General features: G+C 58.4%; 13 protein-coding genes and 1 pseudogene. 4 read left to right on the top strand and 10 right to left on the bottom strand.

The window, feature by feature from the left end; all coding sequences use genetic code 11:
• Positions 1-9: 9 nt before the first annotated feature.
• A complete protein-coding gene (locus LOY56_RS08885) occupies positions 10-588 on the top strand; it encodes a peptidoglycan binding protein CsiV (protein WP_258621112.1) in 579 nt (192 codons plus the stop codon).
• 11 nt (positions 589-599) lie between these two features.
• A complete protein-coding gene (locus LOY56_RS08880; protein WP_258621111.1) occupies positions 600-3,293 on the top strand; it encodes a DEAD/DEAH box helicase in 2,694 nt (897 codons plus the stop codon).
• 81 nt (positions 3,294-3,374) lie between these two features.
• On the opposite strand, the gene LOY56_RS08875 is transcribed toward LOY56_RS08880, so the two are convergent.
• From LOY56_RS08875 to LOY56_RS08850, 6 genes and pseudogenes are all read right to left on the bottom strand, one after another.
• The gene (locus LOY56_RS08875) at positions 3,375-4,049 is read right to left on the bottom strand and encodes a DEAD/DEAH box helicase (protein ID WP_258621110.1); all 675 of its coding nucleotides are present in this window, start codon (positions 4,047-4,049) and stop codon (positions 3,375-3,377) included.
• Positions 4,050-4,051: 2 nt separating this feature from the next.
• Positions 4,052-5,173 (bottom strand): annotated as a pseudogene (locus tag LOY56_RS26975) (SNF2-related protein).
• Positions 5,174-5,744: 571 nt separating this feature from the next.
• A complete protein-coding gene (locus tag LOY56_RS08865; RefSeq protein ID WP_258621109.1) occupies positions 5,745-5,972 on the bottom strand; it encodes a hypothetical protein in 228 nt (75 codons plus the stop codon).
• A 46-nt stretch (positions 5,973-6,018) separates the two neighbouring features.
• The gene (locus LOY56_RS08860; RefSeq protein ID WP_258621108.1) at positions 6,019-6,756 is read right to left on the bottom strand and encodes an S-methyl-5'-thioinosine phosphorylase; all 738 of its coding nucleotides are present in this window, start codon (positions 6,754-6,756) and stop codon (positions 6,019-6,021) included.
• 12 nt (positions 6,757-6,768) lie between these two features.
• Positions 6,769-7,779: a beta-N-acetylhexosaminidase gene (gene nagZ / locus LOY56_RS08855; RefSeq protein ID WP_258621107.1), complete on the bottom strand. Its 1,011-nt coding sequence runs from the start codon at positions 7,777-7,779 to the stop codon at positions 6,769-6,771.
• A 158-nt stretch (positions 7,780-7,937) separates the two neighbouring features.
• Positions 7,938-8,645, bottom strand: coding sequence for a TetR/AcrR family transcriptional regulator (locus LOY56_RS08850; RefSeq protein WP_258621106.1), 708 nt, complete (start codon positions 8,643-8,645; stop codon positions 7,938-7,940).
• A gap of 228 nt (positions 8,646-8,873) precedes the next feature.
• On the opposite strand from LOY56_RS08850, the gene lexA reads away from it, so the two are divergent.
• Entirely contained in the window at positions 8,874-9,482 is a 609-nt protein-coding gene (gene lexA, locus LOY56_RS08845; protein ID WP_007907770.1) for a transcriptional repressor LexA, read from the top strand.
• Between the two features lie 10 nt (positions 9,483-9,492).
• Positions 9,493-9,966 (top strand): SOS-induced cell division inhibitor SulA, encoded by a 474-nt coding sequence (sulA, locus tag LOY56_RS08840; RefSeq protein WP_008073066.1) that lies wholly within the window; start codon positions 9,493-9,495, stop codon positions 9,964-9,966.
• Positions 9,967-10,059: 93 nt separating this feature from the next.
• On the opposite strand, the gene LOY56_RS08835 is transcribed toward sulA, so the two are convergent.
• From LOY56_RS08835 to LOY56_RS08820, 4 genes are all read right to left on the bottom strand, one after another.
• Entirely contained in the window at positions 10,060-10,293 is a 234-nt protein-coding gene (locus tag LOY56_RS08835; RefSeq protein WP_030128415.1) for a hypothetical protein, read from the bottom strand.
• A gap of 141 nt (positions 10,294-10,434) precedes the next feature.
• Positions 10,435-10,959: a DUF6586 family protein gene (locus LOY56_RS08830; protein ID WP_258621104.1), complete on the bottom strand. Its 525-nt coding sequence runs from the start codon at positions 10,957-10,959 to the stop codon at positions 10,435-10,437.
• Positions 10,960-11,097: 138 nt separating this feature from the next.
• Positions 11,098-13,725, bottom strand: coding sequence for a type I DNA topoisomerase (gene topA / locus LOY56_RS08825; protein ID WP_258621103.1), 2,628 nt, complete (start codon positions 13,723-13,725; stop codon positions 11,098-11,100).
• A gap of 114 nt (positions 13,726-13,839) precedes the next feature.
• Complete coding sequence (locus LOY56_RS08820) at positions 13,840-14,076, bottom strand: DUF1653 domain-containing protein (RefSeq protein WP_007907781.1); 237 nt, start codon at positions 14,074-14,076, stop codon at positions 13,840-13,842.
• Between the last annotated feature and the right edge of the window lie 3 nt (positions 14,077-14,079).

Here is a 14,079-nt window from a genome sequence, read left to right as displayed (position 1 = left end):
GGACGCCGCATGCGCCTGTTTCGCTCACTGACCCTGTTGTCGACATTGTTGATGTCACTGCTCGCCACCACGGCGTTTGCCGATGATCTGTATCAGGTTGAAATGATTCTGGTACGACAAAACGCCGTGCCCGCCATCGTCAGCCGCGCCGCGCCGGAAGACTGGGATGCCGGTGCTCAACGCATCAACCCCGACAGTTTTCGCACGCCGAGCCTTAATCCCGAGGTGGAAAAGCTCACCGCCAGCAATGAATACACAGTGTTGATGCACAAGGCCTGGCAACAAAAGCTCGGCGAAGAAGCCAGCAAAGTTGCGATCAGTGAAGGCACCGAGCAGTTTGGCCAGTTCCCGATCGAAGGCACGTTGAGCCTGAAACTGGGGCGTTTCACCGACGTCGATGCAGACTTCTGGGTCAATAAGATTGATGCCAATGGCTTGGTCACCGCCAGTGAACGCCTGAAGCAGGAAAGCCACACCAAGAACGGCCAACTGAACTTCCTCGACAACGGTCATCTGGGCCTGCTGATCAAGATCACCTCGCTGACCGCCCCTGCGCCTCGGCCAGTCCCCGATGTCATTCCGGACTGATTGAAGCCCTTATGTCCTCCGCGCCCCTGAGCAAACCCCTGGCAACCTCCTGGGTCAGCCGATTCAAGGAACAGAGCCTGGAGCGTGGCCGCCGCTACGCTTTGGAAAACCGCGTCAGGATCATCGAGGTCGGCGATGCCACCATCACCGCCAGTTGCGAAGGCTCTGGCGGTAACGTTTACCGTCAGACCATTCGCCTGCGCGAGTCGGCCAAAGGCACCTTGCTGATGATCGACGCCACATGCACCTGCCCGGTTCATAGCAACTGCAAACATTGCGCGGCGGTGTTGCTGCAAGTGCAGGAAACCCTCGCTTATCCGGCCGCTGCCAAAGACGCTGAACTGCTGGAAAAACTTCAGGCCGCACTGGAAAACCGTAGCCCGAAAGCGCCGCCACAAGTGTTGGTGGACAACGTGCAACCGGTGCCGCGCCTATGGCTGGCGAGCATTGAGTTCAGCGCCTTCGAACCGCGCAACGGCAAGATGCAGCGGTACATCCAGCATCGCGCGGCGCTGTCCTTCAGCTATCTGGATGAATACGTCAGCGGGCAGAAAAACACTGACATCCTGATTCGCCAAGAGACGCAGACGCTGCGGATAAAACGTCACCCGGAAGTCGAACAGGCCTACAGGGAACAGCTGCGAATCCTCGGTTTCAAGATCGCCACCCGACAAAGCAAGGCCCTGCCGGAAAGTGCCGGCGAACTCTACGAGATGGTCAACGACAGCGCCTGGCTGACCTTCACCCTCAATGAGCTGCCGAAGCTGCGCACCCAGGGTTGGGAGTTGCAGATCGACGAGGATTTCGGCTTCGACCTGACCGCCGTCGATGACTGGTACGCCACTGTCCAGCAGGCACCTGAACGCGACTGGTTCGACCTGGAATTGGGGATCATCGTCAACGGCGAACGGCTGAGCCTGCTGCCGATCCTGTTGAACCTGATGCGCTCCCACACCGAGCTCCTCAACCCGGAACGGCTCGCCCGACGTCGCGACGACGAACTGATTCTGGTGAACATCCCGCAGCGCCGCAGCACCGACCAAGGGCCGCTGCAGGTCGCCCTGCCCTTCGGCCGCTTGAAACCGGTGCTGGCGACCCTAGGCGAGTTTTATCTGCAGGAGCCCGGCGAAACCACGCTGCGCCTGAGCAAGGCCGACGCCACACGATTGAATCCGCTGGAAGGCCTGCCGCTGCTCTGGGAAGGTGGCGAGCAGATCCGCACCTTTGCTCAGCGCCTGCGCGACATCAAGGACTACACCGCGACAGTCCCCGAAGGCTTGAATGCCACCTTGCGCCCGTATCAGCTGGAAGGTCTGAGCTGGATGCAGTCGTTGCGGCAACTGGAAGTCGGAGGGATTCTCGCGGACGACATGGGCCTGGGCAAAACCCTACAGACCCTGGCGCATATGCTCAGCGAGAAGAACGCCGGGCGCCTCGATCGGCCGTGCATGGTGGTGATGCCCACCAGCCTGATCCCTAACTGGCTCGACGAAGCCGCGCACTTCACGCCGCAGCTCAAAGTGCTGGCGCTGTACGGTGCCAGTCGCAAAAAACATTTCGAGCACCTGGCCGAATACGACCTGATTCTGACCACCTATGCGCTGCTGCCCAAGGACGTCGAGCGCCTGGCCGCGCAACCGTTTCATGTACTGGTGCTGGATGAAGCGCAGTACATCAAGAACCCCAACAGCAAGGCCGCCCACGCAGCCCGCGAGCTGAATGCTCGCCAGCGTCTGTGCCTGAGTGGCACGCCGCTGGAAAACCATCTGGGCGAGTTGTGGTCGCTGTTCCACTTTTTGCTGCCCGGCTGGCTCGGTGACGTAAAAAGCTTCAACCGTGATTACCGCGTACCGATAGAAAAGCGCGCCAGCGAAGTACGACTTCAGCACCTGAACGGTCGGATCAAACCGTTCCTGCTGCGCAGAACCAAGGAACAGGTAGCCACCGAACTGCCGCCGAAAACCGAGATCATCCATTGGGTCGAACTCAACGAAGCACAGCGTGACGTGTACGAAACCATGCGTCTGGCCATGGACAAGAAAGTCCGCGACGAAATCACCCGCAAGGGCGTGGCGCGCAGCCAGATCATCATTCTTGAGGCCCTGCTGAAGCTGCGTCAGGTGTGCTGTGATTTGCGCTTGGTCAACGATGCCGCCCTACCCGCGCGGGGCAGCACTTCCGGCAAGCTCGATAGCCTGATGGAAATGCTGGAAGAGTTGTTTGAGGAAGGTCGGCGAATTCTGCTGTTTTCGCAGTTCACCTCAATGCTGTCGTTGATCGAAGACGAGCTGAAAAAACGTGGCGTGGCGTATGCGATCCTGACCGGACAAACCCGCGACCGACGCACGCCAGTGAAGGAGTTCCAGAGCGGCAAGCGTCAGATCTTTCTGATCAGCCTGAAGGCTGGTGGCGTAGGACTGAACCTGACCGAAGCGGATACGGTGATTCACTATGACCCTTGGTGGAACCCGGCGACGGAAAACCAGGCGACTGATCGCGCGTATCGCATTGGTCAGGAGAAGCCGGTGTTCGTCTACAAGATGATTGCCAGGGGCACGGTGGAAGAGAAGATTCAGCATCTGCAGAAGGAAAAATCCGATCTTGCCGCAGGCGTGCTGGATGGGCGCAAGACCGGGGACTGGAAATTGCAGAGCGATGATATCGAGGCGTTGTTTGCGCCGTTGCCGGAGAAAATTGATAAGTAGCGGCGATTTATAGATCGCCTTCGCGGGCGAGTCGGATCGCCCGCAAAGGCATCACTGCAGATTCACTGAAGAAATCAGCTATCAGGATTTGGGATCAGGCAAAGGCGCGAATAGCGCCTCAATATCACCCTGTTCAAGCTTCCACCCCCCACTTGTTCCACCTTCGAGTACGGCCCCGGTCAACGCAGCCTTTTCCAATTGAAGCGCCTGTATTTTTTCTTCGACCGTACCGCGAGCAATCATCTTATAGACGAATACAGGCTTGTCTTGACCAATTCTGTAGGCTCGGTCGGTCGCCTGATTTTCTGCCGCCGGGTTCCACCACGGATCGAAGTGAATCACCGTATCCGCCGCTGTCAGGTTGAGACCGGTTCCCCCAGCCTTCAGGCTAATCAGAAACAATGGCACCTTGCCACTCTGGAAATCTTTCACCGGTGTGCGCCGATCCATGGTGTCGCCGGTCAACAACGAGTAGCCAATACTGCGCTGCTGCAATTCCTGCTCAATCAACGCCAGCATCGAGGTGAACTGTGAGAACAACAAAATCTTGCGATCTTCACTGAGCAATTCTTCGAGCATCTCCATCAAGCTGACCAGCTTTCCACTGCCCGAGCGAAGGGCTTTTGCCGTCAGATGCGTTTTGATCAGGCGCAGATCGCAGCACACCTGACGCGACTTGAGCAAAGCGTCGAGGATGATGATCTGACTACGTCCGACGCCGCTGCGGGCAATCTCATCACGCACCTTCTTGTCCATCGCTACGCGCACGGTTTCATATACATCCCGCTGCCCGTCGCTAAGATCGACCCAATGCACAATCTCGGTTTTTGGGGAAGCTCGGTAGCGACCTGTTCTTTCTTGCGGCGTAGCAAGAAGGGTTTTATTCGGGCCGTCAGGTGTTGCATCCGCTCGCTGTTGCCGTGTTTCTCGATCGGAGTGCGGTAATCGCGATTAAAGGCTTTACTGTCGCCGAGCCAACCGGGCAGTAAAAAGTGAAACAGCGACCACAACTGGAGTGCCGGACAGGCACAAACGCTGTCGAGTCTCTAATTGTCGGGCCGCCTGATGTTCTGTGCCTCATCGAGAATCAGCACGCTCCAGACCTGAGGCTGTAAAACCTCGAGGTCGCGCGGCAGCAACGCGTAAGTCGTCAACACCAGGTCGTAGTCGGCAAGGTTGGCAAAATCGTTTTGCCGAGCGGCGCCATGGAGCGCCAGGACTTTCAGTTGCGGGGTGAAGCGTGCCGCCTCATCGAGCCAGTTGGGGATGAGGCTGGTAGGCATCACGGCAAGCGCCGGGCGGTCGAGACGCCCCGCCTGTTTTTCCCAAAGCAAATGGGTCAGGGTTTGCAGGGTTTTGCCCAGCCCCATATCGTCGCCAAGGATACCGCCAACTTCCAGTTCGCGAAGGGTCTGCATCCAGTTCAGGCCTTCGAGCTGATACGGCCGCAGTACCGCGTTGAGGCCTGTTGGAGCAGCAACGTATGCATGAGTCGATTCACGCAAGCGTTTTGCAAAACTGCGCAATCGCTCACCGCCCTGCCAGACCAGCGGCAGACCTTCAAGCTCACTCAAGCGCGCCGCATCAGGGGCATTCAGACGCAACGGATTACCGCTGCTAGCACTCAAATACAACTCACCCAGCGTAGCCATCAATGGCTTGACTCGCCCGAGAGGTAGAGCGACTTTCGTACCTGGTTTCGCTCCAAACTGCCCACTATTGAGATCAATCAATACCTGATCGTTATCATCGCGGCAGGCTAGCTCAGCCGGGTTCATCAACTGTGGTTGATTGCGTAACAAATGCAGCAGAATCGGCAACAAGCTGTGGCGCTCGCCATTGACCACGAATACTTCCGTGGATTTTTTGTCCGAGGCCATGTGACCGTTGTAAGTGAACGCCAGCGCTGCGCGGTGCTCCGGTTCGTATTTCCAATTTGTATAACGCTTGGTCGTTGCGAGTGTCAGGAAGGCCTGGGGCTCAATATCGTCGACGATCCGCTCGGTCAATGTGTGTGGCGGTGGCGCTACTCGAGTCACGGCACTCATCCGATGACTGAATTGCATCGCCTGCCGCGCCGGGATGTCGGGAACCAATGACAAGTGTCTGGCCAGCTTGTTGTCCAGCTCACTCAGCAACGGCCCAACCTCCATCCGTTCACGGTCCAGGTAATACAATGGTTCCAGCGCCAGAATCGTTTCTTCAGGGGCTTCATCACTACGCCATTGCGGACGGAAACTGCCGTTGCCTTGTTCAGCCCAGACAAACTGCGCAGACCTCTTCATTCCTGATGCCAAGGGCTGCAATTGCTCGAGATCGAGATCAAGAAACAGTCGTGAAGTTTTCAACGCCAATTGGAGGACTTCGGCCCCGCAGCCGCCTTGCAAGGGGTATCCACTGTAATAAGAATGGGAAGAGTGGACTGCGACCAGCAATCTGGCGATTCGCAGGTCAAGCTCTGATAGATAGCCCGGCTCGCGCATCAGCGCATCTGACGGCGAAAACACAGACCTGATGTCCTGCAAGCGGCCATCCTTGAGCTGCGCTAACCGTCAGATCATCAAGATCGATGATCTTGACCCGATTCTCCTTGGCGTATCTGCGCGCTTTATCCAGAGCACGATTGCTGAATGCCTCCGCCCACGGCATCTGATGAAGTTGCTCAATGATTGTCGGCATAAATTCAACGCTTCTGATAATGACTGAATTACACGGGGGTTACGTCTTAGCCTTTCAACACCCGCGCCAAAGTCGACTTCACCTTGCCCATTCCGTCATGCAGCGCCTGCTCGATCTCGGCCATGGTGATCACCGCTGTCGACTTGCCCGCCGCCGGGTTCACCACCAGCGCCAGACAGGCGTAATCCAGTTCCAGCTCACGCGCCAACGCTGCCTCCGGCATGCCGGTCATGCCGACGATGTCGCAACCGTCACGTTCCAGGCGCGCAATTTCAGCGACGGTTTCCAGGCGTGGCCCCTGAGTACAGGCGTACACGCCATGGCTGCTGTAGCCAACCCCTTCAGCCGCCAACGCCGCAATCAATTGCTGACGCAGGGCTTCACTGTAGGGATAGCTGAAATCGATGTGCGTGACCTGCTCCAGGTCGTCGGCGAAATAGGTGTGTTCGCGACCGCTGGTGTAGTCGATCAATTGATGCGGCACGCAGAAATGCCCGGTGCCCATCGCGGCATGAATCCCGCCCACGGCGTTGACCGCGAGAATCGCTTCGGCACCGGCCTGCTTCAAAGCCCACAGATTGGCGCGGTAGTTCACCTGATGCGGCGGGAAACGGTGCGGATGCCCGTGACGCGCGAGAAACAGTACTTCCTTGCCGGCGTACTCACCGATCTGCACCTCGGCCGAAGGCGCGCCATAAGGTGTGTCCACCGCCAATGACTGACGAATGCTCAGGCCTTCGAGTTGAGTCAGGCCGGTGCCACCGATAATCGCGTAAACCGTCATTACGAAAAATCCTTAATCAATCAATTGAGCTTCTTTGAGCGCGCCGATGGCCGCCAGCCAGCGTGGGTCTTGACGGTATTCGGTGCTGGCGTACGCCTGCCCACGCATCCGCGCAATACGCACCGATGGTTTGACCTTCAAACGCTGGGCGGCGCTCAAGGCCAGCTCGGCAGCCGCGCGATCGTTGCACACCAGACCCATGTCACAACCGGCGGTCAATGCCGCTTCGATGCGACTGGCGGCATCGCCAACCACGTGCGCACCAGCCATCGACAGATCATCGCTGAAGATCACGCCATCGAACTGCAGCTCGCCGCGCAGGATGTCCTGCAACCAGCGACGGGAGAAACCTGCAGGCTGGGAATCGACTTGTGGATAAATAACGTGGGCCGGCATGACAGCGGCCAGTTGCTTGCTCAGTCGCGCGAATGGCACCAGGTCGTTGGCGCGGATCTCGTCGAGGCTGCGCTCGTCGTTGGGAATCGCGACATGGGAATCGGCCTCGGCCCAGCCATGACCGGGGAAATGCTTGCCAGTTGCGGCCATGCCGGCGCTGTTCATGCCGCGGATGAAAGCACCGGCGAGCAAGGCTGCACGCTCGGGATCACCTTCGAACGAACGGGTGCCAACCACCGCGCTGCGCTGGTAATCCAGGTCCAGCACCGGGGCGAAACTCAAGTCGAGACCGACCGCGAGCACTTCGGTAGCCATGATCCAGCCACACTGCTCGGCGAGGTCTTCGGCATTCGGGTTGTCGGCGATGGCGCGCATGGCTGGCAGTCGCACGAAGCCCTGACGCAACCGCTGAACCCGACCGCCCTCTTGATCCACCGCCAGCAGCAGATCGGGACGAATGGCGCGGATCGAAGCGCTCAACTCGCGCACTTGGCGCGGATGTTCGATGTTGCGGGCAAAAATGATCAGGCCGCCCACTTCGGGCTGGCGCAACAATTGGCGATCTTCAGCCGTCAGCCAGGTACCGGCGACGTCCACCATCAACGAGCCTTGCAGGCCAGCAGTCATAGAGATTCCTTGATTACGATAAACCCGGCTCGCACGAATTCGCCGCCATGGGCTGAGCCCGGCAGGTCGGCGATATCAATGAGGAGCAGGTTCAGAACGAGAGTCGGCATGGGCGGCTAGCTTAGCGGATGTCAGCTGCCGCGCCCACCCGTGTGCGGTTAAACCTTGGCGGCGACCGGGGCCGATTTGCTGCGTGGACGCAACTGCGCGGTGGCCATGGCCGTGTCGGTGACGCCAGTTTCGGCACGCATGCCCGCGGCCAGGAACGGCACCATCAAACGCATCACCTGCTCGATGGAGGTGTTGACGCCGAAGTCGGTCTCGGCAATCGCACGCAAGGCCTTGATCCCCGACATGCTGAACGCCGCGGCACCCAGCATGAAGTGCACACGCCAGAACAGTTCGATCGGAGGAATACGCGGCGCAGCCTCGTTGACCAGCATCATGTAGCGGCGGAACACCTTGCCGTACATATCTTCCAGATAACGACGCAAGTGCCCTTGGCTCTGACTGAACGCCAGCCCCAGCAAACGCATGAAGATGGAGAGATCATTGCCACTGCGTGGCTGCACCACCAGAGCTTGTTCGACAAGAATCTCCAGCAGCTCTTCAAGGGTCGGCTTGTTCTCGGGCTTGGCCTGACGGCGCTCCAGCTCTTTTTCGAGACTGAGGCAGAAAGGCCCGAGAAAACGCGAGAAGACCGCCTGAATCAGCGCCTTCTTCGACCCGAAGTGATAATTCACCGCCGCCAGATTGACACCAGCCTTGCTGGTGATCAGACGCAATGAGGTTTCAGCAAAACCTTTTTCCGCGAACAGCTGCTCGGCAGCATCGAGAATGCGTTCAACGGTTTCCGACTGGGCCATGGCTACTCCGCCTGACAAACACTTGTTTGAAACATACGTTTCAGCCCAGGCCTTGTCAAGTCTGGCGGTTCGTTTTGGGAATGGTCGGTCAGATATTTAACCATACAACAGTGGCGCTTCAATCAGCGAGCAAAATGACCATCCAGCGGCCGACAAAAAAGGGGCATTGCCAAGACCGGTTCACTGTATATAATCCCAGTCACTGTATAAAAAGACAGAGCGATCAATATGCTAAAGCTGACGCCACGCCAAGCAGAGATTCTGGCCTTCATCAAACGTTGCCTCGAAGACAACGGCTACCCGCCGACCCGTGCGGAAATAGCTCAGGAACTGGGTTTCAAGTCGCCCAATGCGGCGGAAGAACACCTTAAGGCGCTGGCCCGCAAGGGGGCGATCGAGATGACCCCGGGCGCCTCTCGCGGCATCCGCATCCCTGGCTTCGAAGCCAAGGCCGACGAGTCCAGCTTGCCGATCATTGGCCGAGTGGCTGCCGGTGCGCCGATCCTCGCCCAGCAGCACATCGAGGAATCCTGCAACATCAACCCCTCGTTCTTCCATCCCCGCGCCGACTATTTGCTGCGGGTCCATGGCATGAGCATGAAGGACGTCGGCATTTTCGATGGCGACCTGCTGGCCGTCCATACCACCCGTGAAGCCCGTAACGGCCAGATCGTGGTGGCGCGAATCGGTGACGAAGTGACCGTCAAGCGCTTCAAGCGCGACGGCAGCAAGGTCTGGTTGATTGCCGAAAACCCTGAGTTCGCCCCTATCGAAGTCAACCTGAAAGATCAGGAACTGGTTATCGAAGGCTTGAGTGTCGGCGTGATTCGCCGCTAAAGGAGGCTTTATGCAGTTCCCACATACCTCACAGCAAGCCCAACTGCCGTTGTTTGAGGCGTTCATGGCACAGCCATTGGCGCCGATCCTGAAAGACGTGGTCGAATCGCCCTGGAGCGCCGAGCCCGAAGTCTTCAGCGAGCTATCACTGCGCGGCGCGGCCGGGAACTGCCTGAACCTTCTGGCACCCATTCTCAGGGAACTGAGTCAGGATCAGGATGCACGCTGGCTGACACTGATCGCCCCGCCCGCCAGCCTGACACAAGCCTGGTTACGGGACGCCGGTCTGAACCGTGAGCGCATTCTGCTCCTGCAACCGCGCGGCACACAGAGCGCTCAGCAGTTGACCTGCGAAGCCTTGCGACTTGGCCGCAGCCATACAGTCGTCAGCTGGCTTAACCCGCTAAGCACAACGTCGCGGCAACAGCTGATCAGCGCCGCCCGTATCGGAGATGCGCAAAGTCTGAACATTCGACTGGGTTAACTGACAAACACTGTGCGCGTTGAACAGCGCGGGGCTTCGCCAGGGATAGAGAAGCCAATCTGTAGAGGTATCCGAAGAATCCGACGGGCGGGATCAATGAAGAACCCGCGCCCCCTCTTCCTTATCAAATTCGCCTTCAACCAGGCGTCCTGCCATCTGAACACCGACGCTCAACATCGCCTTGGCGACTTCCACATGCTGGCCTTGCAGGAAAACCTTGGCATCCTCGGAGAAATCCAAAGTAACCAAAGAACCCTCGTCCTCGGCCCTGCGCAGCTCGATTCGGCCGTCTGGTAACTCGACAATTTCTAGAAAGGACGTTGGCATAAAGGTCTGTTCTCCACGAAAGGCGGGGATTATATAGGCATCAGCCAAGCTTCGCTCGGGATCTTGACCAAATGCCATCACGAAGAGAAATTTCTGACATCACTCTTCCTTGAGCGGACCCGCCCCTAAACGCTCAATCTTTCAGCACTCGTTCAACCCTTCGCGAAACCGCATCGCCAGGCCTTTAAGGTTCTGACGCCAGCTCTCCAGCTCTTCCCGACTCAGCGTTTGCGGCGCCTCTTCTTCATCCAGATTAACGGCCTGAATGAGCGGCTGCGTCACATCACCCTTGGGCTTGTGCGGAACGCGAGGCGGCTGAAGCAGTGCGGCATATGCCGACAACAGCTTGGCCAGCCAGGTTTCTGGGTTTTGCGCCAGTTCGACCATCTCGGCCATTTCCGGAATGGCGATGGTTTCCAGCACTTCGCGGGTCAGCAGCATCTCGGCCCGCGGCGCATTGGCCTGAGGCAAGCGATAGAAACCGGCGATTTCATGGCACAGCCCCAACAGCGCACCGTACAGGTGAAACAACGCCGATTCGCGCCCGGCCTGAATCAGCGCCAGGGAGTTCATCGCCCGCCCCTCTTCGGCTTTGGCGAGCGCTTCCAGCGACAGACCGGCGAAATAAATCTTCTGGTTGGTACGGGTATAGAGTTCGTGGGCCATGATGGCAGCCTCCACAACGAAATAATTGCTTCACGCAGGTCAGACAGTGTCGTGGATCACCTCCGCTTCCCGCAAGCCCAAAACAAAAGGCCGCATGAAAACCCGAGGGTTGTCATGCGGCCTTTTGTGTACAGCCTTTTAAGCCTTGGCTGATGGACGCTTGTCTTCAACCGTCCACTTGCCGCCGTCGTAATACGCCTTCCAGCCAGTCGGTTTACCGTCAACCTCAGTCTGCACGTATTGCTCTTTGGTCTTGCGGCTGTAACGAATTACCGAAGGAAGACCGTCCGGATCTTTCTTCGGCGCTTCGCAGAGGAAGTGGTATTTCGGATCGATCTCATCCTTGTGCGGCACGATTTCCATCACCAGCGGAGCACGGGTCTCGCGATTTTTCGGGAACTGGCTGGCCGCCAGGAACAGGCCGGAAGCACCGTCACGCAGGATGTAGGTGTCGTTGACCTTTTCGCATTTGAGCTCAGGCATCTTCACCGGGTCCATCTTCGGCGGCGCCGCGTCACCGCTCTTCAGCAGCTTGCGAGTGTTCTTGCACGTGGCGTTGGTGCACCCGAAGAACTTGCCGAAACGACCGGTCTTGAGCTGCATCTCGCTGCCGCACTTATCGCACTCCAGGCTCGGACCTTCGTAGCCCTTGATGCGGTAGCTGCCCTCTTCGATTTCGTAGCCAGAGCAATCCGGGTTGTTACCGCAGATGTGCAGCTTGCGCTTCTCGTCGAGCAGATAAGCGTCCATCGCGGTGCTGCAGATCGGGCAGCGATGCTTGCCACGCAGAACCAGCGACTCGGACTCACCCTCATCGTCCGCGGCGATTTCATCGCCCGGCACCAGATTGACGGTGGCTTTGCAGCGCTCTTTCGGCGGCAGGCTATAGCCCGAGCAACCGAGGAATACGCCCGTCGAGGCAGTACGAATCTGCATCGGACGACCGCACAACACACACGGAATATCAGTCATCACCGGTTGGTTGGCACGCATGCCGCCTTCGGCGCCTTCTGCCACTTCGAGTTTCTTCTTGAAGTCGCCGTAGAACTCGTCGAGCACGTTCTTCCAGTCGCGCTCGCCCTGAGCCACGTCATCGAGGTTCTCTTCCATGCCGGCGGTGAAACCGTAGTCCATGAGATTGGAGAAGCTCTCGGCCAGACGCTCGGTGACGATGTCGCCCATCTTTTCCGAATAGAAACGACGGTTGTGCAGCGCCACGTAGCCGCGGTCCTGGATGGTCGAAATGATCGCCGCGTAGGTCGAAGGACGACCAATGCCGCGTTTTTCCATTTCTTTAACCAGACTCGCTTCCGAATAACGCGCCGGCGGCTTGGTGAAGTGCTGGGTCGGATCAAGCTTGATCAGCTTCATCGCGTCGCCCTGGGCCATGTCCGGCAGCACATCATCATCACCAGGCTTGGCAATTTGCGGCATGACACGGGTGTAGCCGTCGAACTTCAGGATGCGGCCCTTGGCACGCAGCTCGAAGTCGCCGGCACCGACGGTGACCGTGGTCGAGAGGTATTGCGCCGGCAGCATCTGGCAGGCCAGGAACTGGCGCCAGATCAGCTCGTAAAGCCGCTCGGCATCACGTTCCATGCCCGACAGCTTGCTTGGCTCGGTATTGGCGTCGGACGGACGAATCGCTTCGTGAGCCTCTTGTGCGCCTTCCTTGCTGCTGTAAACGTTCGGGTTTTCCGGCAGGTACTTCTTGCCGAACTCACCTTCAATATAGGTTCGCGCCATCGCCACGGCATCGACCGAAAGGTTGGTGGAGTCGGTACGCATATACGTGATGTAGCCGGCTTCGTACAAACGCTGGGCCATCATCATGGTTTTCTTCACACCGAAGCCCAGGCGGTTACTCGCGGCCTGTTGCAGGGTGGAGGTGATGAACGGTGCCGACGGCTTGCTGCTGGTCGGTTTGTCTTCGCGCTTGACGATGCTATAGCTGGAAGCCTTGAGCTTTTCCAGCGCGGCCATGGCCTGGGCTTCGTTCAGCGGCTTGAAGGCTTCGCCATTCTCGCGAGCCACGTCGAAGCGCACGGCCGCGCCCTTGGCGGTGCCGAGATCGGCATGAACTTCCCAGTACTCTTCCGGGTTGAACGCGCGGATTTCACGTTCACGCTCGACCACCAGCTTCACGGCAACCGATTGCACGCGACCGGCGGACAGGCCACGGGCGACCTTGGCCCACAGCAGCGGCGAAACCATGTAACCCACCACGCGGTCGAGGAAGCGACGCGCCTGCTGGGCGTTTACTCGATCGATGTCCAGCTCGCCCGGTTTGGAGAAGGCTTCCTGGATCGCTTTCTTGGTGATTTCGTTGAACACCACGCGCTTGTAGCGGCTGTCGTCACCACCGATGGCTTCGCGCAAGTGCCAGGCAATGGCTTCCCCCTCGCGATCCAAGTCGGTTGCGAGATAGATAGTGTCAGCATCTTTGGCGAGCCGGCGCAGCTCTTCGATGACTTTTTCCTTGCCCGGGAGGATCTCGTACTTGGCTTTCCAGCCATGATCGGGATCGACACCCATGCGCGAGACCAGCTGCTTGCGCGCTTTCTCTTTCGGTGTGAGCACCGGACCTTCACCTGCGGCGGCCTTGCCGCGCTTGGCGGCAGGCTCTTTGCTGGCGCTAGCCGAACCGCTGGTGGGCAGGTCTCGGATATGGCCGATACTCGACTTCACCACGTATTGGTTACCCAGATACTTGTTGATGGTCTTGGCCTTAGCCGGGGATTCCACAATGACCAGCGATTTGCCCATGGATCAGAAAATTCCTGAATTCTAGAAGTGAAAGGCGGTTGGCGCCTGACGCGGCACCGCTATATATAGTGGCTACAAGGTGAGGTCAAGCGCAGGGTTCTGCACGCACTCCCCTTATGGCTGCGGAAAAACGCTCGGTTCGGCTTGCACCAAAGCAAAGCGTGGCACCTGTTCGCCGTCAACCTCGACCGACTCCAGGAACATGCTCAAGGGACGCACCCAAAAGCCGTAATCGCCATACAGGGCTTGGTAGAAGACCACTTCTTCTTCGGTTTCCGAATGCCGCGCAACCGCGAATACGCGGTACTGCGGACCTTTGTAATGTTCGTAGAGCCCAGGTTGTATCGGCATGGT

The organism is Pseudomonas sp. B21-048, from assembly GCF_024748615.1.
GTDB lineage: Bacteria > Pseudomonadota > Gammaproteobacteria > Pseudomonadales > Pseudomonadaceae > Aquipseudomonas.
Note: the sequence above shows the minus strand (reverse complement) of the source record. Positions and strands in the feature narration are given on the sequence as shown.

What these genes read in the sequence shown, in the direction of transcription:
- sulA (WP_008073066.1), top strand. Translation starts at nt 9,493, where the DNA reads ATGCAGTTCCCACATACCTCACAGCAAGCCCAACTGCCGTTGTTTGAG.
- LOY56_RS08830 (WP_258621104.1), bottom strand. Translation starts at nt 10,959, where the DNA reads ATGGCCCACGAACTCTATACCCGTACCAACCAGAAGATTTATTTCGCC.
- LOY56_RS08820 (WP_007907781.1), bottom strand. Translation starts at nt 14,076, where the DNA reads ATGCCGATACAACCTGGGCTCTACGAACATTACAAAGGTCCGCAGTAC.
- LOY56_RS08875 (WP_258621110.1), bottom strand. Translation starts at nt 4,049, where the DNA reads ATGGACAAGAAGGTGCGTGATGAGATTGCCCGCAGCGGCGTCGGACGT.
- LOY56_RS08865 (WP_258621109.1), bottom strand. Translation starts at nt 5,972, where the DNA reads ATGCCGACAATCATTGAGCAACTTCATCAGATGCCGTGGGCGGAGGCA.
- LOY56_RS08860 (WP_258621108.1), bottom strand. Translation starts at nt 6,756, where the DNA reads ATGACGGTTTACGCGATTATCGGTGGCACCGGCCTGACTCAACTCGAA.
- topA (WP_258621103.1), bottom strand. Translation starts at nt 13,725, where the DNA reads ATGGGCAAATCGCTGGTCATTGTGGAATCCCCGGCTAAGGCCAAGACC.
- LOY56_RS08880 (WP_258621111.1), top strand. Translation starts at nt 600, where the DNA reads ATGTCCTCCGCGCCCCTGAGCAAACCCCTGGCAACCTCCTGGGTCAGC.
- LOY56_RS08885 (WP_258621112.1), top strand. Translation starts at nt 10, where the DNA reads ATGCGCCTGTTTCGCTCACTGACCCTGTTGTCGACATTGTTGATGTCA.
- LOY56_RS08835 (WP_030128415.1), bottom strand. Translation starts at nt 10,293, where the DNA reads ATGCCAACGTCCTTTCTAGAAATTGTCGAGTTACCAGACGGCCGAATC.
- lexA (WP_007907770.1), top strand. Translation starts at nt 8,874, where the DNA reads ATGCTAAAGCTGACGCCACGCCAAGCAGAGATTCTGGCCTTCATCAAA.
- nagZ (WP_258621107.1), bottom strand. Translation starts at nt 7,779, where the DNA reads ATGACTGCTGGCCTGCAAGGCTCGTTGATGGTGGACGTCGCCGGTACC.
- LOY56_RS08850 (WP_258621106.1), bottom strand. Translation starts at nt 8,645, where the DNA reads ATGGCCCAGTCGGAAACCGTTGAACGCATTCTCGATGCTGCCGAGCAG.